The organism is Thermotoga sp. RQ2 (genome assembly GCF_000019625.1).
Classification (GTDB): Bacteria; Thermotogota; Thermotogae; order Thermotogales; family Thermotogaceae; genus Thermotoga; species Thermotoga maritima.
Map to the genome: position 1 here is coordinate 1,361,641 of NC_010483.1, position 24,221 is coordinate 1,385,861.

A 24,221-nucleotide genomic window follows, 5' to 3' on the forward strand; every position below is an offset into this window, starting at 1 on the left:
ATTACCTCCCACTCCTGAAAATTTCCCACATTATTCCCTGGGCCATCATACCCTGTCCGGAAGGAAATCCGGGTGAGGTAACACCTCTTATTTTCTCAACAGGCTTTATAAGGCTTCCCTCGGACAGCACCACCGTTCGCTTTTTATTTTTCAAGTCGTACCATCTTTCCCTGGAAGAGGTCGAAGGAGAAGCGGCAGGGGTTCTGGTGACGTTGGACCTCAACACTGAAACGAACTTTCCCTCATCGTCAAGGTAGCCCATTTCCGAAAGATAATCTGCCCTCGGCATAGGAACGTTGAAGTAGAAGTTCCCCGCGTCGAGCGTGAGTTCATCGAGTCTGTGTTCAAACGTTCTGTGCGCGTTGGTTCCATTGAACATGATGAAAGTCACATCGTAGAGTCTGATCACTGCCTTTCCTTCTCTGGCTTTTTGTTTCATCAGCTCTCTTGTTCTTTGATCGAAGTCCCAGTAAGCGAAAACCACGTAGGGATTAACCGGCATGAGAACGAGCTTGTTTTTATCGTAGGTTTTGGGAAGATTTAGATCTTTCTCTTCTCTCCTTTGAACGGTCGTCGAAACACCCGAGGAAGAATCTGTCATTGAAAAAGCGGATTCCACATGTTCCTTGATGAGTTTTATAACCTCTTTCTTCTTCATGGCCTTTTTCACTCTCAAACCCAGACTTTTAGCGAATTTTTTCAGCTCCTGAATACTTGGATTTGAGTCGAGCCACTTCAGTATCTCTTCTCCTTTCATGATTTCGCCCCCCAGTTAATCTTCGTTTTAAAAAATTATAACACAGATGGATTGTGTTGTAAACATGAGATTTTCAGAGATTCAAAGAGATATTTGCGAATAATTATTGGTAATCACTGCTCATAAAAGAAAACGACCAATTACAACTATCAAATTATGAATGAAAAAGTTTGAGGTAGAATACTATAGAGGTGGGGTTATGGAAGTTTTGAGTTTTTTGAAAGAATTGAACACAGAGGGATCCCAGGAAGTTCTGGAAAAGTTGTTAAAATTTCTCAAAGAGCACTCTGAAAGACTTGACTCCGGGAAAGTATCGAAAGAGATAGGCATTTTCTGTGAAGAGAAACCCATGGCCGTTCTCGAGAAACTGGCTTTTTTTCTGGAAAATCATTCCCTGAAAGAACTGGAGAAATTCGAAAGGGCTGTGGAAAAATCTTTCACTCGAACTATTGAATACGCGTCGAATTTTTTCAAAAATAAAAAAATTCTCACGCTGAGCAACAGCAAAACACTGCTGGAGGTGTTTCGTAAAGCCAGACCTCCTATGGTTTTCGTTCTCGAGTCGCACCCAGGTGGAGAGGGGAAAATACTGGTAGAATCTTTGAGGAAGATACACCTTCGCGCTGAACCTGTGGAAGATCTGCTGGCCTACAGGATTCTCAGAATGGTTGACGTCTGCTTGACGGGAGCCGACTACGTGGACGAATCGGGAAATGTTTTAAACAAAGTGGGAACCACCACCCTGGCCATTCTGAGCAGAGAGTTGAGGAAACCGTTCTTCGTTGTGGCGGATCCCTTCAAATTCGGTTCGAAGAAGCTGAAAGATACAAATCTTTTTGAAGTGGTACCGTCTGAGTTGATAACGGCGATAATAACCGACCCTGAGGGAGGGACATTATGCTGAGAACTCACACGTGTGGAGAGCTGAGAGCAGCAGACGAGGGAAAAAAAGTGAAGCTGTGCGGATGGGTGGACAGGATCAGAGATCTCGGTGGTGTGAGATTCATCGACCTGAGAGACAGATACGGTGAGACTCAAATCGTGTGCGATGTGAACAGTAAGGCTTACAGTGTTGTAGACGAACTCACAAGAGAATCCGTCGTTCTGGTTGAGGGAACCGTGAGAAAAAGGCCAGAAGGGACGGAAAATCCGAACATCGAAACAGGAGAAATAGAAGTCGTCGCCGAAAGAATAGAAATACTGTCTCTTGCCGATCCGCTTCCTTTTTATCCTGGAGAAACACCTAAAGAAGAAATGAGACTCAAGTACAGATACATAGATCTTCGTTCCGAGAGAATGAAGAGAAATATCATTTTGAGATACAGAATATCGAAAATCATCAGAGATTACTTCGATGAACTCGGTTTCCTTGAAATAGAAACTCCCTTTCTCACAAAAAGCACTCCGGAAGGGGCGAGGGATTTCCTCGTACCTTCGAGACTCAGACCCGGAAAGTTCTACGCGCTGCCTCAATCTCCTCAGCTCTTCAAGCAGATTTTGATGATCTCCGGCTTCGACAGATACTTCCAGATAGTCAGATGCTTCAGGGACGAAGACCTCAGAGCAGATAGACAACCGGAGTTCACCCAGGTTGACGTGGAAATGTCCTTTGTCGATGTGGAAGATGTACTGAATGTGAGCGAAGGAATGGTTTCAAGAGTGTTCAGAGAATCTTCAGGCATCGATCTCAAGGTTCCCTTCGACAGAATCCCGTACGACGAGGCGATGGAAAAGTATGGAACGGACAAGCCAGACAGAAGATACGGAATGGAACTTCGAGATTTTGGATACGCTTTTGAGACCACGGAGTTCAAGGTGATAAGGAACGTCCTCGATGAAGGAGGAAGCGTGAAAGGATTCATCGTTCCCGGATTCGCTTCGGAGATGAGCAGAAAGAAAGGCGAAGAACTCATGGAAAGAATGAAAGAACTCGGTCTCGGCGGACTCATCTGGTTCAAATTGGACGGTGGAATCACGTCACCACACCTGAAACACCTCGAAAAAGAATTCAGAAAGATCGCAGAGACGGAAAACATGAACGAAGGAGACGTCTGTCTCATAGCGGCCCACACTGATAGAAACCTCCTCAACGAAGCCCTTGGAACGCTGAGGCTGGAAATCGGAAAAGAGCATTTCTCACACCTTGCAAAAGGATTCGACGTACTCTGGGTAGTTGATTTTCCATACTTCGAGTGGAGCGAGGAAGAAGAAAGATTTGTGGCGCGTCACCACCCCTTCACAATGCCCGTTCTGGAAACCTTAGGTGATGATTACACAAAGGTCCGGGCGAAAGCCTACGATCTCGTCATCAACGGTTACGAAGTCGGTGGAGGAAGCATCAGGATTCACAGAAGAGATATTCAGGAGAAAATCTTCGAACTTCTTGGGTTGAGTGAAGAGGAAGCACAGAAAAAATTCGGCTTCTTCCTCGAAGCGTTCAGGTACGGTGTTCCGCCGCACGGAGGAATAGCTTTCGGACTGGATCGACTGGTGAGCATCATAGCCGGTGAGAGTTCTATAAGAGAAGTGATAGCGTTTCCAAAAACAGGAAACGGTGTGTGCCTCTTGACGGGAGCTCCTGCTGAAGTTGATGAAAGGCAACTCAGAGAACTCAGAATTAGAATAGAGGAGGGATAACATGAACAACCTCAAGCTCGATATCGTTGAACAGGATGACAAAGCCATCGTGAGAGTGCAGGGGGACATAGACGCTTACAATTCTTCGGAGCTGAAGGAACAGCTTAGAAACTTCATCTCGACTACCAGCAAGAAGAAGATCGTCCTCGATCTTTCGTCTGTCTCCTACATGGACAGCGCGGGTCTTGGAACACTCGTTGTGATTTTGAAAGACGCGAAAATCAACGGAAAGGAGTTCATCCTCAGCTCACTGAAAGAAAGCATATCGAGAATACTAAAACTCACCCATCTCGATAAGATCTTCAAAATCACCGATACAGTGGAGGAGGCGTGAAATGGGGTTCCAGATAGCAATAGACGGCCCCGCAGCGTCTGGAAAGTCCACAGTAGCAAGGCTTCTTGCTGAGAAGCTTGGTTTTGATCACCTGAACACGGGAGCAACGTACCGTGCCGTTGCAGTTTATCTGCACGAAAAAGGGCTCAGTCCCTCTTCCGCTGAAGAGGAGATCGAGAACGCGCTGAAAAATCTGAAGATAGACTATGTGAACGGAAGAGTCTACATCAACGGGAAGGATTACACCGAAAAGATTCAAAGTCCAGAGGCGGGGGTTCTTGCCTCAAATTTTGCCAGGCTTGAAGTTGTGAGAAGGCACCTGGTCAGAATCCAGCGAGAGATATGTGACGACAAAAACATCGTGGTCGAGGGAAGGGATATAGGAACGGTTGTGCTTCCAAACGCTCACCTGAAGATATTTCTCACAGCGTCTCTGGAAGCGCGCGTAGAGAGGAAGTTGAAAGAGTACCAGAAAAGAGGTCTAAAGGTCACAAAAGAAGAAGTTGAAAGAGAGCTCATCTCGAGGGATGAGCAGGATTCCAAACGGAACGTAGCCCCATTGAAACCAGCGGAAGATGCTGTGATCATAGACACAACCAGTATGAGTGTGGAAGAAGTGCTCGACAGGATCCTAAAACTGGTCAGGGAGAGGATGAACACTTGAAAATAGTAGTGGCAAAGAATATCGGTTTTTGTTTTGGAGTGGAAAGAGCGATAAGAACCGTGGAGGAGTTACTAGATGAAGGAAAGAAAGTGGTAACAGATGGTGAGATAGTCCACAACAAACAGGTGATGGAGCAGTTGACAAAGAAAGGATTGAAAGTGTCTTCGGAGATGACAGATGGAGAGGTGTTCGTTGTAAGGGCTCACGGTATCCCGAAAGATAGACTCGAAGAACTGAAAAAGATCTTTCCAGAGGTCGTCGATCTCACCTGTCCCATAGTTTCTCAACTGTTCAAGACCGCTCAAAGATATGCCAAAGAGAGGAAAGTCATCGTTTTTGGAAAAGAAGACCACCCGGAAATGGTGGCGCTGAGAGGATATGCTCCTGCCATCGTCACGAAAGTTCCATTCAAATTCGAAGAAAAAAAGGTGGTCTTTCTCTCTCAGACCACTTCTTCGCTCGAAGAATATAAAGAGTTCGTTGCAGCGATGATCAGGATGAACGAATTCGAAGAAGCCGTTTTCCTCAACACCATATGCCCCGTAACTGTGAACCGAGAAAGGGAAGTGGAGGAGCTTTCGAAGATCTGTGATCTTTCCATAGTGGTCGGAGGAAAGCACAGTTCCAACACCGGGAAACTCTTCAGAATCGCTTCAAAACACTCAAAGACGATCTGGATAGAATCACCTGACGAATTACCAGCGGACGTAGTAAAATATGGTACGGTGTGTGTGTTCAGCGGTACTTCTACACCCAATTCTCTGATAGAAAACGTTGTCAGAAAACTGAAAGAGATGGAGGGGAAGAGAGATGGAACCATTTGAATTCAACGATGAAATCCTCAGCCAATACGAGCCTGAGGAGTTCAGAAGGGGACAGATTGTAAAAGGTGTGGTTATCGGCAAGGAAGACGATGGAGTGGTGGTGGATTTCGGGGGAAAAAGCGAGGGATTCGTACCGGTGAACGAACTGATCAAATCCTTAGATGAGTACAAGGTGGGCGAAAATCTCACCCTTCAAATACTGAATCTGAACTACGAAGAGAGATCTATTCTCTCGGAGAGGAGACCAGTTCTTCGAAAAACGCTTGAAGAGTTGAGAAAAGATTACGAAGAAAAGAAACCTGTGAAAGCCCGCGTCGTCTCGCAGACAAAAGGAGGATACAACGTTCTATTGAAAGGAGTAGTCTCTGCCTTTCTTCCAGGATCACACTCCCTCCTCAGAAGGAACGATCCTATACCTGAAAAAGAAATAGAAGTCATCATTCTGGAAATGGTACAGACGAAACGGGGACCAAGAATCGTTGTTTCGCGAAGAGCTCTCCAGGATAAGAAGATCGAGGAGTTCTTCTCAGAGAAGAAAGTGGGAGACATCGTAGAAGGTACCGTGAAAGGGATCAGTAACGCAGGTGTCGAAGTTGAAATTTCAGAGGGAGTGAGGGGGTTCATTCCCAGGAGCGAACTCAGCTACGACACCAGAATATCTCCTGAAGACATAGTGAAACCTGGCCAGAACATAACAGCGAAGATTATCGAACTGGACAAGGAGAAAAAGAACGTCATCCTCAGTTTGAAGAGGCTCATGCCCGATCCGTGGGAAAAAGTGGAAGAGAAGTACCCGGTTGGAAAAGTGGTGAATGGAGAAGTGATTTCGATTCATCCGTTCGGATTTTTTGTGAGACTGGAGCCCGGCGTGGAAGGACTTGTGCCAAGGTCTGAAGTCTTCTGGGGGAACACAAGAAAAAGTCTTGAAGAAGTGGTGAGTGCAGGAGATCTGGTGAAGGTTGAAGTTATCAATGTAGACAAAGAAAACAGAAAACTCACTTTGAGCTACAAAAAGGCAAAGGGAGATCCGTGGGAAAACATCGAAGACAGGTACAATGTCAACAACGTGGTGACGGGAAAGGTGACAGGAATCATAAAACAGGGAGCTTTTGTCGAGTTAGAAGAAGGAGTCGAAGGATTCGTTCCCGTCTCTGAAATTTCATGGAAAAGAATTGATGAACCTGGAGAAATTCTAAAGATCGGTGAAAAGGTGAAAGTGAAGATCTTGAAGATAGACAAAGAGAACAGAAAGATCACTCTCAGCATAAAAAGAACCCAGGAAAATCCATGGGAACGTGCACTCAAAGAGTTGGAAACAGACTCCATTGTGAGTGGAACCATAAAGAAGATCGTGAACTCGGGAGTGGTAGTGGAAGTCGAAGAGTACGATTTGGAGGGGTTCGTGCCGAACAACCATCTTCTCAGCGAGCCTGAAACGGGAAAGGTTTTAAACCTCGTTGTTCTCAGAATAGACCCCGACGAGGTGTTAGGCGGAAGAATGATACTGAGCGAAAAGCGGTATGAAGAGAGAAAGAACATAGAGGAGTACAAAAAAATGGTGGAGAAGGAGAGTTCTCAGAAATCCATTGGAGACCTTCTCAAAAAGAACGGAGAGTGAAATATGGCGACGGTTCTGATAGTTGGTAAGCCAAACGTTGGAAAGTCTACTCTGTTCAACAAACTGGTGAGGAAGAAAAAGGCTATTGTCGAAGACGAAGAAGGGGTCACCCGTGACCCCGTTCAAGATATTGTAGAGTGGTACGGGAAAACCTTTAAACTCGTGGACACCTGTGGAGTCTTCGACAATCCACAGGACATCATTTCCCAAAAGATGAAGGAAATTACCCTGAACATGATCAGAGAAGCTGATCTCGTTCTGTTTGTTGTCGATGGAAAAAGAGGAATCACAAAAGAAGATGAATCGCTTGCCGATTTTCTCAGGAAATCCAACGTTGATACCATCCTTGTAGCGAACAAAGCGGAAAATCTCAGAGAGTTCGAAAGAGAAGTGAAGCCGGAGCTTTACAGTTTGGGGTTTGGAGAACCAATACCCGTTTCCGCAGAGCACAACATAAATCTCGATACTCTCCTGGAGACGATCATCAAAAAACTCGAAGAAAAAGGGCTGGATTTAGAATCAAAGCCCGAAATCACCGACGCAATAAAAGTTGCCATCGTTGGTCGTCCAAATGTGGGAAAATCCACACTCTTCAACGCTATATTGAACAAAGAGCGAGCTCTGGTGTCACCAATACCTGGAACAACGAGGGATCCCGTTGACGAGGAAGTGTTTATAGATGGAAAAAAATACGTATTCGTTGACACAGCCGGCTTGAGAAGAAGATCCAGGGTCGAACCCAGGACTGTTGAAAAATACAGCAACTACAGGGTTGTGGACAGCATAGAAAAAGCGGACGTTGTTGTGATAGTTCTCGATGCGACTCAAGGTATCACAAGACAGGACCAGAGAATAGCCGGCCTTGTTGAGAGACGAGGAAGAGCCAGCGTCGTTGTTTTCAACAAATGGGACCTCGTGGAACACCGCGAAAAAAGACACGACGAATTCACCAAATTATTCAGAGAGAAGCTCTATTTCATCGATTACAGTCCGCTTATTTTTACCTCCGCTGACAAAGGCTGGAACGTAGACAGAGTGATAGACGCTATCAATTTAGCGTACGCTTCCTACACAACGAAAGTACCGTCCAGTGCCATTAATTCGGCTCTTCAGAAGGTGCTCGCATTCACGAATCTCCCCCGTGGTCTCAAGATCTTTTTCGGTCTTCAGGTGGACATAAAACCACCAACTTTCCTTTTCTTTGTGAACAGTATAGAGAAGATAAAAAATCCACAAAAGGTTTTTCTCAGAAAACTGATCAGGGACTACGTCTTTCCGTTCGAGGGATCTCCTATATTCTTGAAGTTCAAGAGGAGCAGGTGATATCGTGTACTGGTGGTTTTTCCCGGTTCTCGGTTACTTCATAGGCTCGATCCCCTTCAGTTACTTGATCCCGAAGTGGCTGAAGGGTATCGATGTAAGAAAAGTGGGGAGTGGCAACGTCGGAGCGACGAATGCTATAAGAACCACAGGTCCTCTTGTTGGAGGGATTTGCCTTCTTCTGGATGCTTTGAAGGGATTTTTCCCTGTGTTCATTGCCGCTACTTTCTCAGGAGATCCGAAGATTGTATCACTCACGGCGATCGCGACTGTCCTCGGACACGACTTTTCGATCTTCATGAAGTTCAAAGGCGGAAAAGGAGTCGCTTCCACTCTTGGAATCATTTTCTGTCTTTCGTGGCCTACAGGACTTGTGTTCACACTGATCTGGCTTGTCATCGTAATACTCACCAAATACGCTTCGCTTGGATCTCTTGTAGCTCTTTACGTTTCTGCTCTTCTGGGATATCTGCTCAAGGGCTACGATACGGGAATGTTGATTCTCATTCTCGCGGTTCTTTCCACTCTCAGACACTCCGAAAACATCCAGCGTCTCCTGAACGGTACGGAAAGGAAGGTAAACCTCTTCAAGAGGTGAAAACGTGAAAAAAACGATATTGCTTTTGTTTCTGCTAACCTTTTCTGCTCTTTTCTCTCAAAGCGTTAGAGAGATGTTCTCAGAAGCGATCATAGACTGGGCAAAGGGAGATATATCTTCCGCACAGCAGAAGATAGAGGAGATCTTCTACAAACCCATCCCCGCTGAGAATCTCGCAGAGTTTTGGTATTTGAGAGCAAAATTGATGATAGAAACAGGAAGAGTGAGAGAGGCTTACGAGGATCTGAAAAACCTGCTTGTTATCGTACCGGATCAACCAGAGGTGCTCTCGCTGGTTCACAATCTGGAATTCATACTGCAGGGTAAAGAATCTGATTCTTTCAACATGAAAACGTTAAAAACACTCCAAGGTTTTAAAGATGGAATAGAATATTTTCTCACACCCACAGATGTGGCAGTTTTCGGTGAGAGTATATACATCGTCGATCCGGTCAACAACCGTCTTATCGAAAGCGATGGTTTCAATTTCAATGTTAAAACCTTATCTTTCCAACCGGAGCAGGTGTTCACCAATAGGGACGGAAACGTCTTCTTGATCTCAAGAGACGGAAGGGTTTTCAAGAATGAAAAGGAAATAGGGAAGTTTCTCAATCCGATAGGAGCAGGTGTTTTGAATTCTGGAGAGTTTACCCTGGCAGATGTGGATAAAATCGTTTTGATTTCAGAAAACGGTTTGAAGAGAGAAATACCAATCGATGGGAAACCCCTGATCGTCGACGCGGAGGTGTACTGCAGGCAGGTTGTCGTCCTTGACACGTGGAGCAATTCTCTCATCGTGATCAACGTGGATACGGAATCACAGAAAAACATTCCCCTTCCTGTTCCGACGCGTTCCTTTGAAATCTTTTACGATGGTTCTTATCTCCTCTTAGATCAGTCTGGAAATCTTTTCCATTTCGATGGAAAAAAACTTCAAACAGTGGGTCAAATTCCCCAGTATGTGAACATAGAGTACGAATATCCATACCTGTTTGGAATGAACTGGGACAAGAATTCGATTGAGATCTCTCTTCTCAAGTCCTCGGAACCTATCTTTGTTCACATCGATTCCTTTGAATTGACTGTCGATAAAATGTTCCTGTACGTGAGGGTGGAGAATGCCTTTGGACGTGATATCGATCTGGTTCAGCTCTTCTCAGATCTTTTCGAAGCGCGTGGAAGAGTACCGTTCGAGGTTTCACACGAGCTGAGAGAATACACAGTATACATAAGCGATGAGGAGTTTCTCTCTAAGAAAGTCTACCAGATAAACGATCGAAGGGGATACTGCGTTGTGGTGCCCCCGGATATTACCTTCTCAAACGAACAGCTCGCCGTTTTGAAACTCAAAAATGTCAAGCTCTACACCTCTCCTGAAGCGAGCGCAGCTCTGAAAGATTTTTGCTACAAATCAGGAGGAGGCATCGGTGAACCATATTTTCTCAAGCACAACCTCTGGGTCTTCAGCTTTTCTTATGTGAAGCCTATAACGGAAGAGATCATTCCTATTTCCGTTTCTTTCAAAACACTCGACATGAACTATTCGGATACCATATACGTCACAAAGAAGGTGATAGAACTTGGTCTCCAGTGACTTTGAAGAAGCATACCGTGAACTCGAAGAAGGAAAGCTGGAGAGTGCCCTGGAAAAATTTTTGAAAATAGCCGAAAAAGAACAATCAGTAGAAGTCTGGGTCAACATAGGAAACATCTACAGAAGAATGAATCTTCTGGCAAAGGCTATTGAGAGCTACAAAAGAGCACTGGAAATAGATCAAAAAAATCCGGTCGTTCTCTTCAATCTGGGAAGCGCATACTATCAGATGGGGAAATTCTTCGAGGCTCTGAAACTGCTGGAAAAGGCCGAGGAACAGGGATTGACAGATCCCAGAGTGAAGATAGTGAAAGCCCTGTGTAAGATAAAGCTCAACCTTCCAGACCCCATGGAAGGACTCGATGAAGATCAGAAGAGGATTGTAAAAGACCTGATGAAAAATGGTTGAGATTCTTCTGCTGCCGAACGAAAGATTTTCGAATATAGAAGGATACATTTTCTATCCTTCGAGAGATGTTTTGCCTCTCGAAGATGTTGTTTTGTCACCCGAGATAAAAGGAAAAAGAATAGAAATCCTGTGGAGGCTTCTAAACGGAGAGAACATCAAGATAGCCACTACCCTGAAAGCGCTCACCGAAAAGGTGTTCTCACCCGATTTTCTGAGAGAAAACTCCCTGATGATAACAAGATCCACAAAGCTCACATTGTCCCCAGAAAGACTCGTCGAAATGGGATATGAACGTGTTTTCACTGTTCAGAACGTGGGAGAATTTGCCATTCGCGGAGATATAATCGACATTTACTCTCCAGGGAACGACTTTCCTGTGAGGATAGAGCTGTTCGGGGACGAAATCGAAGAAATCCGTTTCTTCAAGGTAGACACCCAGCGTTCATTTCAGAGTGCTGACAAGACTCTGATACTTCCTTTTGTTGATTTATACGGTGAAAGCACCTTGCTTGATTTCGTAAAAACGGATGTTCGCTTCATCTGCGAAGATCTTCAAAAGGTTCTGGATGAATACAGAAAGTTCAGGAAAGAAATGAGGGACCTTTTGAAGGAACGCTACAACGACTTCTTCGATGAAAGAGTAGTCGAAGTGGTACTCAAAAACGTTGAAAAAGCTTCCGTATCGTTATCAACACGTATTGAGAAGAAAGAATCGCTGCCCATTCTGGATGTCGATGAGATCGAAGAGGGTGGACTCGTAGTTCACAGAGAACACGGAATAGCGATTTTCGAAGGGGTTGTTCGGCTCAAGGGAGTTCTCGGAGAGAGGGATTATTTGAAGTTGAAATATGAAGACGCAGTTTTGTACGTTCCCATCGAGAAGATCGACAGAGTTCATAAATACATAGGTGATCCTTCGCAGGTCAAACTCGACCGGATGAACCGCGGAAAATGGAAACAAACACTGAAGAAAGTGAGAGAAGACATCGAGAAAAAGATCAGAGAACTCGTTGAACTTTACATGAAAAGACAGGAGGCCCAGGGTCTTTCTCTTCCAGGTGACCCAGAACTGGAAGAAAAATTCGCGGAATCTTTTCCATACATTGAAACCCCCGATCAGCAACAGAGTATAGAGGAAGTGATGAGTGATCTTGCCTCTGAAAAACCAATGGACAGACTCCTGTGCGGAGATGCGGGTGTTGGAAAAACAGAAGTGGCTCTGCGAGCTGCGTTCCGTGCAGTTGTATCTGGTAAACAGGTAGCGGTGCTTGTACCAACCACCGTTCTGGCAAGACAACACTACGAGAACTTCAAAGAGAGAATGGAAACGTTCGGTGTAAAAGTAGAACTCCTGGACAGTTCAAGAACAGCGAGAGAAAAGAAGGAGATCATCGAAAAGCTGAAGAAGGGAGAAATAGACATCATCATAGGCACGCATTCTTTGCTGAATGAAAGAATCGAATTCTCCGATCTTGGTCTTGTCATCATCGACGAAGAACAAAAGTTTGGAGTTGAGCAAAAAGAAAGGTTCAAGAAACTGAGACTCTCGGTGAACGTGCTAACCCTGAGTGCTACACCTATTCCACGCACCCTCCACATGGCCCTCTCTGGAATGAAAGATTTTTCTGTGATAAATTCTCCTCCCCCTGGAAGAAAACCAGTATACGTTTATGTCGCAGAGTACAGCGATGATCTCGTCAAGGGAGCGGTGATCAGGGAGATAAACAGGGGAGGTCAGGTGATCTACGTTCACAACCGCGTGGAAGAACTACCGGAAGTTTTCGAAAAACTGAAAAGGATGTTCCCAGAGCTGGAAATAGCAGTCGCCCACGGAAAGATGTCTAGAAGAGCTATGGAGAGAATTGTCCACGAGTTCTACCGCGGGAACATCGATGTTCTTCTGTGTACCACAATTATCGAGAATGGTGTTGATATACCGAATGCAAACACACTCATAGTGGATGACGCACACAGATACGGCCTTTCACAGCTTTATCAGCTCAGAGGAAGGGTGGGTAGAAGCGACCGAAGGGCCTTTGCGTACTTCCTGTACCCAAAGGGTACTCCAAGAAGCGCTCTTGAAAGACTGAAGGTGCTAAAATCCTACACAGGCTTTGGAAGCGGTCTTCAAATAGCGTTGAAAGATATGGAACTGAGAGGTGTGGGAGATGTCCTCGGTTTGGAACAGCATGGAAATGTTGTGTCCGTTGGTTTGAAACTGTACAACGAAATCTTGAAAGAGACCATCACGAGATTCAAAGAAAGACGAATCGAAAAGAAACACTCTGTGAACGTTGAAATAGAAAATCCCCCGGGCAGATTTTTCATACCGGAAGATTACGTGCAGAATCCTGTAGAGAGGTTGAGACTTTACAGAAGGCTCGCATCCTCTCTTGATGAGGAAGATCTTGAGGAAATACTGGAGGAAATGAGGGATAGATTCGGAGAACCACCCGAAGAAGTGAAGTTACTCGTTGATTACTTCAGATTGAGGATCAGAGCTTCGAAGCTGGGAGTAAAGAAGATCAGATTCGATCACTCAATGGTGGAAATCTTTCCAAACAGAGACTCGCCGTTTTTGAATCATCCGAGATACAATAGACGGTCGGGAAGTGTTGTTCTCTACACCAGGGAGAATCCGGTGGAGTTTCTCATGGACTTACTGAAAAAATGAAAGGGTGAGCAGGGCTCACCCTTCGTTTTCATCCATCAGAGAGAGCAGTGATTTCAGATACTTGCTCCTCGATGGATGTCTCAACTTCCGCAGTGCTTTGACTTCTATCTGCCTGATCCTTTCTCTTGTGACATTGAAATACTGGCCAACTTCTTCAAGCGTTTTTGGTTTTCCATCAAGCAAGCCGTACCTCATTCTCAGAACCATCGCTTCTCTCGGGCTCAGAGTTTTCAAGACTTTCTCGAGCTCTTCCCTCATGAGCATCCTCATGGCCTCTTTCTTTGGAGAGGCTATGGAATCGTCAGCCACAAAGTCTTCGATGGAAGAATCTTCATCTTCACCTATAGGAGATTCCAGGGATATGGTTTCCTTCGCTGCTTCGAGTATTTCCTTTATCTTTTCTGGGGGTTTGCCCATCATCTTTGCGAGTTCTTCTATGGATGGTTCTTCACCGTGTTTCTGATAGTACTCTCTTCTCAACCTGTTCAGTTTGTTTATAGTTTCCACCATGTGGACAGGTATCCTGATGGTCCTTGCCTGATCCGCTATCGCTCTTGTGATTGCCTGTCTGATCCACCAGGTAGCGTACGTACTGAATTTGTAACCCTTCCTCCAGTCGAACTTCTCTACCGCCTTCAGAAGTCCTATGTTTCCTTCCTGTATGAGGTCCTGGAAAGAAAGACCGCGTCCCATGTAGCGCTTAGCTATACTGACAACAAGCCTCAGATTCGATGTTATTAGTTTCTCTTTGGCCTTTTTATCGCCCATCTGTGCTCGTCTTGCGAGTTCACGTTCTTGAGCTGGTGTTAGAAGTGGTATTTTTCCTATCTCTTTGAGATACATCTTGATGGAATCCCTTACGTTGCTCGAATCGTGTATCTCAGGGGATTCTCTCTCCAAAAGTTCTTCTAGTTCCTGTTCGTCACCGGGAACACTCATTTCTTCTTCCTCAGATTCACTTTCCACAATGTTTATTCCATGTTTTTCCAGTTCTTCATGTATTCTCTCTATCAGATTCGTATCAAAGTCTTCGAAGTCTGGAGGAAAAGCTTTATCTATATCCTCATATGTTATGTAACCTTTCTTTTTTCCTAAACTGATGAGTTTTTTTATACGTTTTTCTACCTGAGGAGGAAGCGTTTCTTTCTGTTCCTGTGTCTGCTCCTGCGTCTGCTCCTGGTGCTGTTCCTGAAGAACCTGCTGTTCTTCGTTCATTGTGACTTTTTCCTTCTTCGCCATACCGATCACCTCCTCTTTATTTTTCTGAGGAGATCCAACTTCATAGAGAGAAGAAGACGCCTTTCCTCATCGTTTGAAACCTTTTTTATCATCTCATCTATTTCTGCAATACGTCTCTCTATCCGCCGGATTTTCAACTTTTCGGAGAGGTCAGCGAGAAATTTCTCGGGATCCTTTGGAGGAGGAATGCTTTCTATCGTTTCAAAAACCCAATCTTTCAACTCTTTTGGAAAGTTTTCTATAGCTTCGCTTAAATCTTCATCGGATGAAACCCTCTTGAAAAATTCTTTCGCGTTTTCATCTTCCAGTACCTCTAAGTCCAGCTCCAGAATCTTTCCCCTCAAATCTTCGTAGTTCAAAAACAGGTAAGCAAGTCCTCTTCCCTCATCGTAAACCTTTGACGACCTGGATCCATGAACAAGCATAGTGTTAGACTTTTCACTCTCAAAAAAGTTCAAAATCTGGTTTTCTGGTATCTGGAGAGAAGCCGAAGCTTCCTTCACGAGATTTTCTACATGTTTCAAATATCCTTTCTTTCTCATCCTCTGGACCCAACCTTTGAGGAAAGAAAGGTAGGATCTCACACCCGCGGGGCTGTTTTTGTCAAAGAAGACTTCACCAGCAGTCACCAGGAAATATTCGAACGAACGTGAGTTTTTCAGCATCTTTTTCAGCGAACCTTCCCCTTCCTTCTGAAAGAGTTCATCCGGATCTTTGTAAGGAGAGGGGGTTGCTACAAGCACATTGAATTCGTATTCAAGGAGGTCTTCGAGGGATTTGAGAGTGGCTCTGAAGCCTGCTCTGTCATTATCGAAACACAGTATGACATTTTTCGAATACGCCGAAAGCTTCAGAATTGCTTCCCTTGAAAGACTCGCCCCAAGAACAGCGACCGCCGTTGGTATTCCATCCCTTCTGAATGCGAGCGCGTCGAAGTAGCCTTCAGTGATGACGAAAAAGCCGACCTCTTTTGCCACTTTTTTCGCCTCATCGAAGAGAAAAAGGATTTTCTTCTTCGAAAAATACCTGGTCTCTGGAGAGTTCAAATACTTTGGTTCTTCGTTGCCGAGAGCACGCCCACCAAAAGCCACAATATGTCCACTGTCGTTCTTTATTGGAACAACGATTCTTCCTTCGAATCTGTCAACAAATCGATCACCCTTTTTCAGCGCGATACCGTATCTGACAAGTTCTTCCGGTATTATGTTCATGCCTTCTGCAACTTCTATAGAGATGCTGGATCTCTTAGGAACGTACCCAAAGCCAAACTTTGCTATATCTTCTTCAGAAAAGCCTCTGCTTTTTAAATAGTCTTTTGCCTCTTTCGATTTCTCCAGCTCTTTGACGTACCTTTTCCACGTTTCTTCGTACAAACAAATGTATTTTCCGTATTCAGAAGTCCCTTCTGTTCTGTAGAGAGAAAGATCAATCCCAGCTCTCTTGGCAAGTCTTTCCAGCGCTTCCTGGAAACTGATCCCTTCCATTTCCTGAAGAAATTTGATGACATCCCCGCTCGCACCACAGCCGAAACAATGGTATATCTTCAAACCCGGATGAACGTAAAAAGAAGGATTGGTTTCTGAATGAAAGGGACAGAGAGCCCTGTAGGAAGAACCTACCCGGGTGAGATTCACATACTCTGAAATGACTTCTACGATGTCAACTTTTTCCTTTATTTCCTCGATGACCTCTCGAGGAATCACACTCTCACTCCTCGTTAACAAACAGAAAAAGAGAGGTCCGGGAGAACCGGACCCCGCAATTGTCTGCTGCCAGCAAAATCACCTCTTGGAGAACTGAGGAGCTCTTCTTGCCTTTTTCAAACCGTACTTCTTTCTTTCCACTTCTCTTGGATCTCTTGTGAGCATCTTGTATTTCTTGAGAACAGGCCTCAGATTCTGGTCGTACTGAAGGAGGGCTCTGGCAATTCCAAGCCTCACGGCACCGGACTGGCCGGACAGACCTCCACCGTTAACCCTTATGACAAGATCGAATTTGCCAAGTGTGTTGGTTACCTCAAGGGGCTCTATCGCGTGTTTTGTCCATGCAGGATTTTTGAAATAGTCATTCAGACTTTCGTATTCTTTTCCATTGACCTTCACTTTTCCTTCTCCCGGTCTCAAATAAACTCTTGCAACAGCAGTCTTTCTTCTTCCCGTTCCGTAGTATCCTATCACTTCGGCCATTCTTCTCCCTCCTCATTCTTCACAGTTCAATAGGCTCAGGTTTCTGTGCCTGATGTGGATGTTCGGGTGACGCATAAACTTTGAGTCTTTTGAGCATTTTTCTGCCCTTTCTGTTCTTCGGGAGCATCCTTTTGACAGCGAGCCATATGAGTCTTTCGGGATGCTTTTCCAGCATCTGTCTTGCTGTCAGAGACTTCAGACCTCCGGGATAACCAGAATGCCAGTAATAAACCTTCTGATCGAGCTTCTTTCCGGTAAGAACCACCTTGTCAGCGTTCACAACGATGACGTAATCTCCCGTGTCAACGTGCGGAGTGTAATTGGGCTTGTGTTTCCCCATCAATATCTTCGCTATGCGTGTCGCGAGTCTTCCGAGAACCTTTCCGGAAGCATCTACCACGTACCATTTTCTTTCAACCTCTTCGGGTTTTATCATAGTTGTCTTCTGAACAGGAAAGTACCTAGCCATTGTTGCTCCTCCCTTCCACTGTTTCCAGTTTAAGGATACTGGAGACTTTCTTGTAAACGAAGAACGTCACAACCGAGTCGATTCCAAATTTCACCAGATTGAAAGCCAGTATGAACGGGAAAAATTTCAGATAAAGTTCGAACGGAGCTTTGAAGTAAAGCGGCACGATGAGAGCGTTCAACCCCAGAGCGAACGCTGTGGTAAAAAGTGTAGCGACAATCATGCCTTTTATTGCCGTTGCTCTGCTCTTGTTTCTGTGATAAATGAGGCCAGCTATTCCCACAAAGGACATTCCCAGCACAGCGTTCATCGCGATTCCCACAGGATCACCGGACTTCATGAGAAAGAAGAGAATGTCTTTCACCAGGACGACAAACATGCCGACGCCGGGTCCCAGTAAGAAACTCACTATGAGCGCCGGTATTTCGCTGGGATCGTATTTCAGGAAACTCGCTTGTGGGAATATCGGAAACTCTAGAAACATCACCAGAGTTGCAAGAGCCGAGAAAATCCCCACGAAGGAGATTTTCTTTATGCTGCTCACTCTTTCACTCCTCATAGACACTCACATACTTTTTGTTGTTTTTCGTTTCAAATTTCACCCTGCCATCCTTCAGTGCAAACAGGGTAAAATCTCTTCCCATACCAACGTTTTTTCCGGGATAAAATCTTGTTCCTCTCTGTCTCACGAGGATGTTTCCTGCTTTGACGATCTGACCATCTCCCACTTTGACTCCCAGATATTTTGGAAGACTGTCTCTACCGTTCTTCGCAACACCACCACTCTTTTTATGAGCCATTGTCGATCACCTCCACTCTGATCTGAGAAGGAAACTTCTGTTCGAGTTCTTTCAAAGACCTCACCATAGCCGCTAGCACCTTCACTTCGCAGTTTTCGAGTTCTTCAAATTTCACTTTCAGATAACCGGATTCCTTCTCTATTTTCGCTTTTTTCTCGGCTTTCAGAAAGTTCGCCACGTGCTGCGTCAAAAGACTAACTGAAGCGCACAGTGTTTTGTCTGGTGCATGACCTGTTACTTCAAAAAAAGAATTAGTCACAGTCACTTTTATCATAGTTCAATCTTTTCAATTTTGATGGCGGTGTACCACTGTCTGTGACCTTTTTCCACCTTACTGTTCTTTCTGGGTCTGTACTTCACAGTCTTTACCTTTCTGGCTTTGGCGTGTTCCAGAACCTTCCCTACAACCTTAGCTCCTTCAACATAAGGTTTTCCGACGAGCACCTCTCCGTCCTTCCTGACGAACACCACTCTGTCGAAAACGATCTCGTCACCCGGGGAGTAGTCTTTCTGCCTTTCAGTGTAGAGAATCTTTCCTTCTTCGACCCTGTACTGCCTGCCAGCCGTTTCTACGATGGCGTACAACACCTTCACCTCCCAATCACATGGTATACAAGTGCTGGGGTACGTACCCTTGAGGGATTTGAAACGCACCCCACGCACCAGCGAAGAGTATTTTACTACTCTTTCTTTTCGGATATTTTAAAAAAGAATTACTCTCCGCCTTCCTTAGGTATCAAACAGAGAAACTCCACTTCGGAGTCTGTATCGTTCCTGAAGCCGTGTATTTCATTGGGTTCAACGAAGATGTAAAAACCCTCTTCCACCGCTTCCTCGCCTTGCTCCTTCAAAACTGTGAGCTTTCCCTTCAAAACGAAAATCTCGTGCTCCCATGGATGGGAGTGTCTGTCGATGAGACCGCCAGGTTCCACCGTGAAAAGTCTCATGACAAAGTTTGGAGCGTCTTTCAAGCCTATGAGGACTCTTTTACGAACTCCTCGTACCTTATCGGTTGAAATTTCCTGGGGAGTGACATCATATGCTTTCTTTAATATCATGTTTTCTTCTCCCCTCTCGCCTCGTTCCAGAATACTCTATCACAACTCTTCTGTAAGGTTCTACACCGACTGAGTAGCTTATCACACCTCTGTGTTTTCTCACAAGTTTGTGAACAATTTTCCTCTCAAAAGAAAACATGGGATCCAGTACTACTTTGGTCTTCTCGGAAATAGCCTTTTTGACAGCCTCTTCCACTATTTTCTCAAGAGATTTCTTCCGCTTTTCCCTGTAATCTCCCATATCCAGAATCACGTTCAGCTTCGTATCACTCAATCTGTTGAGGAAGATCATCGCTATATGCTGAAGTGCTCCCATGGTTTTTCCGTGTTTACCTATGAGCCTTCCTACGTTTTCACTCTCCACGTCAACAAAGAAACTCCTTCCAGAAGATTTCACAGTTATTTTGACTTCTGAATCTACCACCTGCAAAATCTCAGTTAAAAATTCTTTCAATTTTCTTTCAAAGTAAGCTTTGGTGATCTGCACCTCGACAACCGCTTCTTTTGAAAAGAGGCCGAATATTCCATGAAATCCTTTTTCCAACACGTTGACCGTGTACTCTCCTTCTCCGAGACCGTATTTTTTGACCACTTTTTCAACCGCTTCCTCCACTGTAGGAGCCCTTTCCACAATTTTCTTCATCTAATCCCCCCTCATGCCTTTTTCGGAAGACCGAGAAGTTCTCTCGTTGTGAGACCTTTTATCTTGTAGCGTTTGTAGGTATAGTAAGTCACCGCAAGTTGAATCAGAGTGTTAGTTGCATAGTACAGAAACAGTCCGCTTGGAAGTCCCACGAACAGGAACGGGAAGATCACCGACATGATGATACCCTGCCAGGCCGTTCTCGCATCCTGGCTTGTGAGAAGCGTTGTGTAGTAACTCGCCACTATGGTGATTATCAGAAACAGCCAGTTGTTGGAAAAACCACCCGCGGAGAGATCCTTCCAGATGAGAAAATTTCCGCTGTAGGCAAATTCTTCGACGTAGTATCTGATGACCGACCACAGAAGCATGAAGATAGGTAGCTGTATGAGGAGCATGAGACAGCCGCTAGCCGGATTCACTCCCGCTTCTCTGTAGAGCTTCAGGAGAGCTTCCTGCTGTTTCGTCGGGTCCTTGTACTTCTTCTTGATGGCTTCTATCTGCGGCTGTAACTTTCTCATGTTTATGAGAGATTTCGTTTGAGCGTGGTAGAGCGGATAGAGTATCAACCTCACGATAAGAGTAAAGAGCACAATCGCCCATCCAAAATTCTTCGTGAGATCTTTCAGCCACCAGAAGAACCAGACCAGACCGTAAAACACAGGATCGTACCACTTGTTGAATCCCGGTATCTTCACAAGAGCTTTTATGAGAACATCGTAATCCTCTGGAAAGGCTTTCTTTATTAGAGTTCTCTTGTTCGGTCCCATGAAAACGATGAAACGCTTTTGTCCGTTTATCTTCAGAGTACCTTCAAAGAGGAGACCTTCGTCATGCTTTAAAAGTACGAGTGTTCGCGTTCCGGGATTGAAGGACGCGAAGTAATTTTCCAGGTATCTATCCGTGGAGGTATCGACAGATACTCTGGGTACCGTCACTTCAACGGGTTTTGAGCTTTCTATATCAACAAAGAAGGTATAATTCTCGTCGTTCTTTATCGTGAAAATCTTCTTCACGTAGCCGTAGTTGTATACGATACTTACCTCGTCGGAGAAACCCTCGGATACTTTTCCCACACCGGTTACTATCGGTTCTTCTATCACTGTCAGAGGTGTTCCCTCATCGAGTACATCGAAGCCATCATTTCCATAGGTGAAAACGTGCTTTCGACCATCGACAAGGGTGTAAAAGTCTTTGAGTATGCCCTTTTCCAGATCGAAGTGATACTCCTCGAACCTGGTGAGAACAACTATTTCTTTCTCGGAGCGAACAACCTTGATCGGTTCCACAGCAAACAAAAAGATTGGAAGTATGGCGAGCAGTATTGCTACAACTTTTCTCAAGACCATCGCCTCCTTGGTTTGAATGAAAATTCCTCGGGAACAGGATCGTAACCACCTTTTGATAGGGGATTGCATCGGAGAATACGCCTGAGGCCCAGGAAGGTCCCCTTCAAGAGCCCATGTTTCTCCAGGGCCTGTATGAAGTAATTCGAACAGGTTGGAGTGAACCTGCAGGTTGGAGGTTTGAGAGGTGAAATGTATCTCTGATAAAACCTTATAAGCATTATAAGCAGTTTTTTCATCCTTCTATCCTCTTCAAGAGATTCAAAAGCTTTTCACGTATGGTCCAGAAATCCACTCGTTCGAATTCTTCTGACAGTTTTTTTCTGGGAATCACTACTATGTCAAAACCCTTTGGAATTACACCTTTGTTCCTTCTGAAGATCTCCCTTACCCATCTTTTCAGTTTGTTTCTTCTGGTCGCCTTTCCGAACTTTCTCTTCACAACTATTCCCAATCTGGAATAATCAAGCCCATTTTTCCTGAAAAGAACCACAAAGTACTCGTTTTGAAGACTTTCTCCCTCTTTGAATATTAACAGGAAATCTCTCCTGAGCCTCAGGCGTTCTCTGCGGGTGAAACTTTCTGTCATACAGTCAGTCTCCAGCGTCCTTTCCTTCTCCTGTTCTTGAGAACTCTTCTTCCACCCGGTGTTCTCTTGCGCGCCAGAAATCCGTGTGTTCTCTTTCTCTTTCTTCTTGAAGGCTGATACGTTCTTTTCATCCTGCTTGACCTCCTCCTCAACAGTGTCTATTCTCTCAATTAGTATATCATACTCACGAGCGTTTGAGTTTTACCGCAATCTCTCCCGCGAGTTTCACGTTTTCTTCGAGAAGAGCAAGATTCGCCTTCAGAGTTCTTCCGTTTGTCATCTCCACGAGCTTTTTGAGAAGAAAAGGAGTCACTTCTTTTCCTTCAACCTCCAGCTCGATCTTTTCAAGAAGACGTTCTATTTCATCGTGCGGTACTTCGTACTCCTCTGGCACGGGATTCAGCACCATGAGGGTTTTCTCAAGTTCTATTTCTTTCATGGTTTCGTAGATCTTCAGGACTTCCTCTACATTTTCTACCCTTGGAACCCTTCGGCCGCTTTTCCTCGAGAAAAACAATGGGAACTCGTCCGTTCTGAAACCAATCAGAGGAATCTCTAAAGTTTCAAGCATCTCGAAAGTTGCTTCCACATCAAGAATGGACTTTATCCCGCTGGATACGAGAATAGCGCGTGAAGAAGACATCTCGGTGAGATCCTGAGAAACGTCCACACGTCCGGGATGAACGCCCCCAGTTCCTCCGGTTACAACGACCTCTATTCCGATTCGTCTGGAGAGAAAGATGGTGGCACTCACAGTAGTCGCAGCGTTTTTTCCCTCAGCCACCACAATGGGAATTTCTCGAGTGCCTACCTTATCGGCGCCTTCTCTCATCATCGCCTCGAGTTCTTCTTCACTCATGCCAGCGACGATCTTTCCCTTCAGGATGCCTATAACCGCAAGCTGGAACCCTTTTTCTCTGGATATCTCTTTCGCCCTTCTGAACAACTCTATGGCTTCCTTTCTGGGCAGTCCATGAACAAACACTGTGGTTTCCATTCCTACAACGGGCTTTCCTTTTTCTATCCTACTTTCTATGATCACAGGAACACCTCCTAATACTCGATTCCCTTCCTTGCTACAACTCCCTTCTGGTAGTAATGTTTTACCTCTTTCATTTCTGTGACAAGATCGGCCTTCTCTATCAACCACTCAGGAGCGTATCTTCCCGTTATCACGAGCTCCACATTTTCTGGCTTGACGTTCAGAAGATCTTCTATCTCCTCCTTTGAGAAAAGTCCAAGATGCATGGCCACACAGAGTTCGTCCAGTACAACCACATCGTATTTTTCAGAGACGAGCCTTTCTTTCGCATCGGCAAGACCGCCTTTTGCCTTTTTTATCTGTTCTTCCGAAGGATTTCCCACGATGAACTCAGGTGTTCCATACTGAACGATTTCAAAGTTTGGGAGGAATTCGCTTATTTTGAGCTCAGAAGTTTCTCTTCCCTTCAGAAACTGTCCAAAGAACACCTTCAAGCCTGCACACGCTGCTCTTGTTGCGAGTCCGAGCGCTGCCGTTGTCTTTCCTTTTCCGTTGCCCGTGTAAACGTGGATGTATCCCTTCAACTTGCATCCCTCCTTACTCGTATGTTAGCATGAAAAAGGGTGAGAAAATATGATTATCAGAGATGTAGAACTGGTTAAAATAGCCAGAACTCCAGGTGACTATCCTCCTCCCTTGAAAGGTGAGGTCGCTTTCGTTGGAAGATCGAACGTGGGTAAATCTTCTCTTCTCAATGCGCTGTTCAACAGAAAGGTCGCTTTTGTGAGCAAAACTCCCGGAAAGACGAGATCGATAAATTTCTATCTTGTCAACTCAAAATACTACTTCGTGGATCTTCCGGGATATGGGTACGCGAAAGTTTCCAAGAAAGAACGAATGCTCTGGAAGCGACTCGTGGAGGACTATTTCAAGAACAGATGGTCCCTTCAGATGGTCTTTCTCCTCGTGGATGGAAGGATTCCACCTCAGGACAGCGACTTCATGATGATAGAGTGGATGAAAAGCCTGAACATACCGTTCACCATAGTTCTCACCAAGATGGATAAAGTGAAGATGTCAGAGAGAGCAAAAAAACTCGAAGAGCATCGAAAAGTGTTCTCAAGATACGGGGAGTACACGATCATACCGACATCATCAGTCACTGGGGAAGGAATAAGTGAACTTCTGGATTTGATATCAACGTTACTGAAAGAAAATTGATAAAATATGTTGTGAGGGCAGGGGGGACAATTTTTGAGCGGAGAGGTACGAGATGTGGTCAGCGAAGATCCGGTAACGAGCGAAGCTCTGAGATAAAGCAACGAAAGGGGGGAAAGCCATGAGAAAGCTCATGAAAATAGTCCTCGTTCTTGGGAGCCTGCTCGGAACACTGATGGCAGTTGTTGGTTCTAATAGAATTTGGTAATAATTTCGGAGAAAATATTCCTCCTGCCCTCGTATCCCTCATAAGGAGTGAGCA

Annotated in this window: 29 protein-coding genes; 12 read left to right on the forward strand and 17 right to left on the reverse strand. The window is 45.0% G+C overall.

Annotated elements, in window-relative coordinates:
• Position 1: 1 nt before the first annotated feature.
• Positions 2–757 (reverse strand): DUF4912 domain-containing protein, encoded by a 756-nt coding sequence (locus TRQ2_RS06875; protein ID WP_012311075.1) that lies wholly within the window; start codon positions 755–757, stop codon positions 2–4.
• A gap of 199 nt (positions 758–956) precedes the next feature.
• Between TRQ2_RS06875 and TRQ2_RS06880 the strand changes: the two genes are divergently transcribed.
• Genes TRQ2_RS06880 through mfd form a run of 11 tightly spaced genes read left to right on the forward strand, consistent with a single transcriptional unit; the run spans position 957 to position 13,429 of the window.
• Complete coding sequence (locus TRQ2_RS06880; protein WP_012311076.1) at positions 957–1,661, forward strand: translation initiation factor eIF-2B; 705 nt, start codon at positions 957–959, stop codon at positions 1,659–1,661.
• Entirely contained in the window at positions 1,655–3,394 is a 1,740-nt protein-coding gene (gene aspS, locus TRQ2_RS06885) for an aspartate--tRNA ligase (protein WP_012311077.1), read from the forward strand. The genes TRQ2_RS06880 and aspS overlap by 7 nt, the downstream gene beginning before the upstream one ends.
• A 1-nt stretch (position 3,395) precedes the next feature.
• Positions 3,396–3,728 (forward strand): STAS domain-containing protein, encoded by a 333-nt coding sequence (locus TRQ2_RS06890; protein WP_004081714.1) that lies wholly within the window; start codon positions 3,396–3,398, stop codon positions 3,726–3,728.
• A gap of 1 nt (position 3,729) precedes the next feature.
• Positions 3,730–4,392, forward strand: a complete 663-nt coding sequence (cmk, locus tag TRQ2_RS06895) for a (d)CMP kinase (RefSeq protein ID WP_012311078.1) — start codon at positions 3,730–3,732, stop codon at positions 4,390–4,392.
• A complete protein-coding gene (gene ispH / locus TRQ2_RS06900; protein WP_012311079.1) occupies positions 4,389–5,216 on the forward strand; it encodes a 4-hydroxy-3-methylbut-2-enyl diphosphate reductase in 828 nt (275 codons plus the stop codon). Before cmk ends, ispH begins: the two co-directional genes overlap by 4 nt.
• The gene (locus TRQ2_RS06905; RefSeq protein ID WP_012311080.1) at positions 5,203–6,834 is read left to right on the forward strand and encodes a 30S ribosomal protein S1; all 1,632 of its coding nucleotides are present in this window, start codon (positions 5,203–5,205) and stop codon (positions 6,832–6,834) included. The genes ispH and TRQ2_RS06905 overlap by 14 nt, the downstream gene beginning before the upstream one ends.
• Positions 6,835–6,837: 3 nt before the next feature.
• A complete protein-coding gene (der, locus tag TRQ2_RS06910) occupies positions 6,838–8,157 on the forward strand; it encodes a ribosome biogenesis GTPase Der (RefSeq protein WP_012311081.1) in 1,320 nt (439 codons plus the stop codon).
• Positions 8,158–8,161: 4 nt separating this feature from the next.
• Complete coding sequence (plsY, locus tag TRQ2_RS06915; RefSeq protein ID WP_012311082.1) at positions 8,162–8,752, forward strand: glycerol-3-phosphate 1-O-acyltransferase PlsY; 591 nt, start codon at positions 8,162–8,164, stop codon at positions 8,750–8,752.
• Positions 8,753–8,756: 4 nt separating this feature from the next.
• Complete coding sequence (locus TRQ2_RS06920; protein ID WP_012311083.1) at positions 8,757–10,346, forward strand: hypothetical protein; 1,590 nt, start codon at positions 8,757–8,759, stop codon at positions 10,344–10,346.
• Complete coding sequence (locus tag TRQ2_RS06925; RefSeq protein ID WP_012311084.1) at positions 10,333–10,755, forward strand: tetratricopeptide repeat protein; 423 nt, start codon at positions 10,333–10,335, stop codon at positions 10,753–10,755. The genes TRQ2_RS06920 and TRQ2_RS06925 overlap by 14 nt, the downstream gene beginning before the upstream one ends.
• Positions 10,748–13,429: a transcription-repair coupling factor gene (mfd, locus tag TRQ2_RS06930; RefSeq protein WP_012311085.1), complete on the forward strand. Its 2,682-nt coding sequence runs from the start codon at positions 10,748–10,750 to the stop codon at positions 13,427–13,429. The genes TRQ2_RS06925 and mfd overlap by 8 nt, the downstream gene beginning before the upstream one ends.
• A 15-nt stretch (positions 13,430–13,444) precedes the next feature.
• Here mfd and rpoD read toward each other — a convergent pair whose 3' ends face one another.
• The 16 genes from rpoD to cobO form a co-directional block, all read right to left on the reverse strand.
• Positions 13,445–14,668, reverse strand: a complete 1,224-nt coding sequence (rpoD, locus tag TRQ2_RS06935; protein WP_011943816.1) for an RNA polymerase sigma factor RpoD — start codon at positions 14,666–14,668, stop codon at positions 13,445–13,447.
• 5 nt (positions 14,669–14,673) lie between these two features.
• A complete protein-coding gene (dnaG, locus tag TRQ2_RS06940) occupies positions 14,674–16,371 on the reverse strand; it encodes a DNA primase (RefSeq protein WP_012311086.1) in 1,698 nt (565 codons plus the stop codon).
• 78 nt (positions 16,372–16,449) lie between these two features.
• Positions 16,450–16,854 carry a 30S ribosomal protein S9 gene (rpsI, locus tag TRQ2_RS06945; RefSeq protein WP_012311087.1) on the reverse strand — a complete coding sequence of 135 codons (405 nt, stop codon included), beginning with the start codon at positions 16,852–16,854 and terminating at the stop codon, positions 16,450–16,452.
• A gap of 19 nt (positions 16,855–16,873) precedes the next feature.
• Positions 16,874–17,323, reverse strand: coding sequence for a 50S ribosomal protein L13 (gene rplM, locus TRQ2_RS06950; RefSeq protein ID WP_004081738.1), 450 nt, complete (start codon positions 17,321–17,323; stop codon positions 16,874–16,876).
• On the reverse strand, positions 17,316–17,867 hold the full coding sequence (locus tag TRQ2_RS06955; protein ID WP_012311088.1) for an ECF transporter S component: 552 nt from the start codon (positions 17,865–17,867) through the stop codon (positions 17,316–17,318). Before TRQ2_RS06955 ends, rplM begins: the two co-directional genes overlap by 8 nt.
• Positions 17,868–17,871: 4 nt before the next feature.
• Positions 17,872–18,123, reverse strand: coding sequence for a 50S ribosomal protein L27 (rpmA, locus tag TRQ2_RS06960; protein ID WP_004081742.1), 252 nt, complete (start codon positions 18,121–18,123; stop codon positions 17,872–17,874).
• Positions 18,113–18,397: a ribosomal-processing cysteine protease Prp gene (locus TRQ2_RS06965; protein ID WP_008195077.1), complete on the reverse strand. Its 285-nt coding sequence runs from the start codon at positions 18,395–18,397 to the stop codon at positions 18,113–18,115. Before TRQ2_RS06965 ends, rpmA begins: the two co-directional genes overlap by 11 nt.
• Entirely contained in the window at positions 18,394–18,708 is a 315-nt protein-coding gene (gene rplU, locus TRQ2_RS06970; protein WP_008195075.1) for a 50S ribosomal protein L21, read from the reverse strand. Before rplU ends, TRQ2_RS06965 begins: the two co-directional genes overlap by 4 nt.
• 128 nt (positions 18,709–18,836) lie before the next feature.
• Complete coding sequence (locus TRQ2_RS06975) at positions 18,837–19,181, reverse strand: cupin domain-containing protein (RefSeq protein WP_008195073.1); 345 nt, start codon at positions 19,179–19,181, stop codon at positions 18,837–18,839.
• Entirely contained in the window at positions 19,159–19,824 is a 666-nt protein-coding gene (jag, locus tag TRQ2_RS06980) for an RNA-binding cell elongation regulator Jag/EloR (protein WP_008195072.1), read from the reverse strand. The genes TRQ2_RS06975 and jag overlap by 23 nt, the downstream gene beginning before the upstream one ends.
• An 11-nt stretch (positions 19,825–19,835) precedes the next feature.
• The gene (gene yidC, locus TRQ2_RS06985) at positions 19,836–21,173 is read right to left on the reverse strand and encodes a membrane protein insertase YidC (protein ID WP_081501989.1); all 1,338 of its coding nucleotides are present in this window, start codon (positions 21,171–21,173) and stop codon (positions 19,836–19,838) included.
• Positions 21,164–21,409: a membrane protein insertion efficiency factor YidD gene (gene yidD / locus TRQ2_RS06990; protein ID WP_004081754.1), complete on the reverse strand. Its 246-nt coding sequence runs from the start codon at positions 21,407–21,409 to the stop codon at positions 21,164–21,166. The genes yidC and yidD overlap by 10 nt, the downstream gene beginning before the upstream one ends.
• The gene (gene rnpA, locus TRQ2_RS06995; RefSeq protein WP_008195067.1) at positions 21,406–21,759 is read right to left on the reverse strand and encodes a ribonuclease P protein component; all 354 of its coding nucleotides are present in this window, start codon (positions 21,757–21,759) and stop codon (positions 21,406–21,408) included. The genes yidD and rnpA overlap by 4 nt, the downstream gene beginning before the upstream one ends.
• Positions 21,756–21,890, reverse strand: coding sequence for a 50S ribosomal protein L34 (gene rpmH, locus TRQ2_RS07000; RefSeq protein WP_004081758.1), 135 nt, complete (start codon positions 21,888–21,890; stop codon positions 21,756–21,758). The genes rnpA and rpmH overlap by 4 nt, the downstream gene beginning before the upstream one ends.
• Positions 21,891–21,943: 53 nt before the next feature.
• Positions 21,944–22,801 carry a pseudouridine-5'-phosphate glycosidase gene (gene psuG / locus TRQ2_RS07005; RefSeq protein WP_008195064.1) on the reverse strand — a complete coding sequence of 286 codons (858 nt, stop codon included), beginning with the start codon at positions 22,799–22,801 and terminating at the stop codon, positions 21,944–21,946.
• 11 nt (positions 22,802–22,812) lie between these two features.
• Positions 22,813–23,325: a cob(I)yrinic acid a,c-diamide adenosyltransferase gene (gene cobO / locus TRQ2_RS07010; RefSeq protein WP_008195060.1), complete on the reverse strand. Its 513-nt coding sequence runs from the start codon at positions 23,323–23,325 to the stop codon at positions 22,813–22,815.
• A gap of 49 nt (positions 23,326–23,374) precedes the next feature.
• Between cobO and yihA the strand changes: the two genes are divergently transcribed.
• Positions 23,375–23,962 (forward strand): ribosome biogenesis GTP-binding protein YihA/YsxC, encoded by a 588-nt coding sequence (yihA, locus tag TRQ2_RS07015; RefSeq protein WP_008195058.1) that lies wholly within the window; start codon positions 23,375–23,377, stop codon positions 23,960–23,962.
• Positions 23,963–24,221 lie beyond the last annotated feature (259 nt).

What these genes read in the sequence shown, in the direction of transcription:
- TRQ2_RS06875 (WP_012311075.1), bottom strand. Translation starts at nt 757, where the DNA reads ATGAAAGGAGAAGAGATACTGAAGTGGCTCGACTCAAATCCAAGTATT.
- TRQ2_RS06880 (WP_012311076.1), top strand. Translation starts at nt 957, where the DNA reads ATGGAAGTTTTGAGTTTTTTGAAAGAATTGAACACAGAGGGATCCCAG.
- aspS (WP_012311077.1), top strand. Translation starts at nt 1,655, where the DNA reads ATGCTGAGAACTCACACGTGTGGAGAGCTGAGAGCAGCAGACGAGGGA.
- TRQ2_RS06890 (WP_004081714.1), top strand. Translation starts at nt 3,396, where the DNA reads ATGAACAACCTCAAGCTCGATATCGTTGAACAGGATGACAAAGCCATC.
- cmk (WP_012311078.1), top strand. Translation starts at nt 3,730, where the DNA reads ATGGGGTTCCAGATAGCAATAGACGGCCCCGCAGCGTCTGGAAAGTCC.
- TRQ2_RS06905 (WP_012311080.1), top strand. Translation starts at nt 5,203, where the DNA reads ATGGAACCATTTGAATTCAACGATGAAATCCTCAGCCAATACGAGCCT.
- der (WP_012311081.1), top strand. Translation starts at nt 6,838, where the DNA reads ATGGCGACGGTTCTGATAGTTGGTAAGCCAAACGTTGGAAAGTCTACT.
- mfd (WP_012311085.1), top strand. Translation starts at nt 10,748, where the DNA reads ATGGTTGAGATTCTTCTGCTGCCGAACGAAAGATTTTCGAATATAGAA.
- rpoD (WP_011943816.1), bottom strand. Translation starts at nt 14,668, where the DNA reads ATGGCGAAGAAGGAAAAAGTCACAATGAACGAAGAACAGCAGGTTCTT.
- rpsI (WP_012311087.1), bottom strand. Translation starts at nt 16,854, where the DNA reads ATGGCCGAAGTGATAGGATACTACGGAACGGGAAGAAGAAAGACTGCT.
- rplM (WP_004081738.1), bottom strand. Translation starts at nt 17,323, where the DNA reads ATGGCTAGGTACTTTCCTGTTCAGAAGACAACTATGATAAAACCCGAA.
- rpmA (WP_004081742.1), bottom strand. Translation starts at nt 18,123, where the DNA reads ATGGCTCATAAAAAGAGTGGTGGTGTTGCGAAGAACGGTAGAGACAGT.
- TRQ2_RS06965 (WP_008195077.1), bottom strand. Translation starts at nt 18,397, where the DNA reads ATGATAAAAGTGACTGTGACTAATTCTTTTTTTGAAGTAACAGGTCAT.
- TRQ2_RS06975 (WP_008195073.1), bottom strand. Translation starts at nt 19,181, where the DNA reads ATGATATTAAAGAAAGCATATGATGTCACTCCCCAGGAAATTTCAACC.
- jag (WP_008195072.1), bottom strand. Translation starts at nt 19,824, where the DNA reads ATGAAGAAAATTGTGGAAAGGGCTCCTACAGTGGAGGAAGCGGTTGAA.
- yidC (WP_081501989.1), bottom strand. Translation starts at nt 21,173, where the DNA reads ATGGTCTTGAGAAAAGTTGTAGCAATACTGCTCGCCATACTTCCAATC.
- yidD (WP_004081754.1), bottom strand. Translation starts at nt 21,409, where the DNA reads ATGAAAAAACTGCTTATAATGCTTATAAGGTTTTATCAGAGATACATT.
- rnpA (WP_008195067.1), bottom strand. Translation starts at nt 21,759, where the DNA reads ATGACAGAAAGTTTCACCCGCAGAGAACGCCTGAGGCTCAGGAGAGAT.
- rpmH (WP_004081758.1), bottom strand. Translation starts at nt 21,890, where the DNA reads ATGAAAAGAACGTATCAGCCTTCAAGAAGAAAGAGAAAGAGAACACAC.
- yihA (WP_008195058.1), top strand. Translation starts at nt 23,375, where the DNA reads ATGATTATCAGAGATGTAGAACTGGTTAAAATAGCCAGAACTCCAGGT.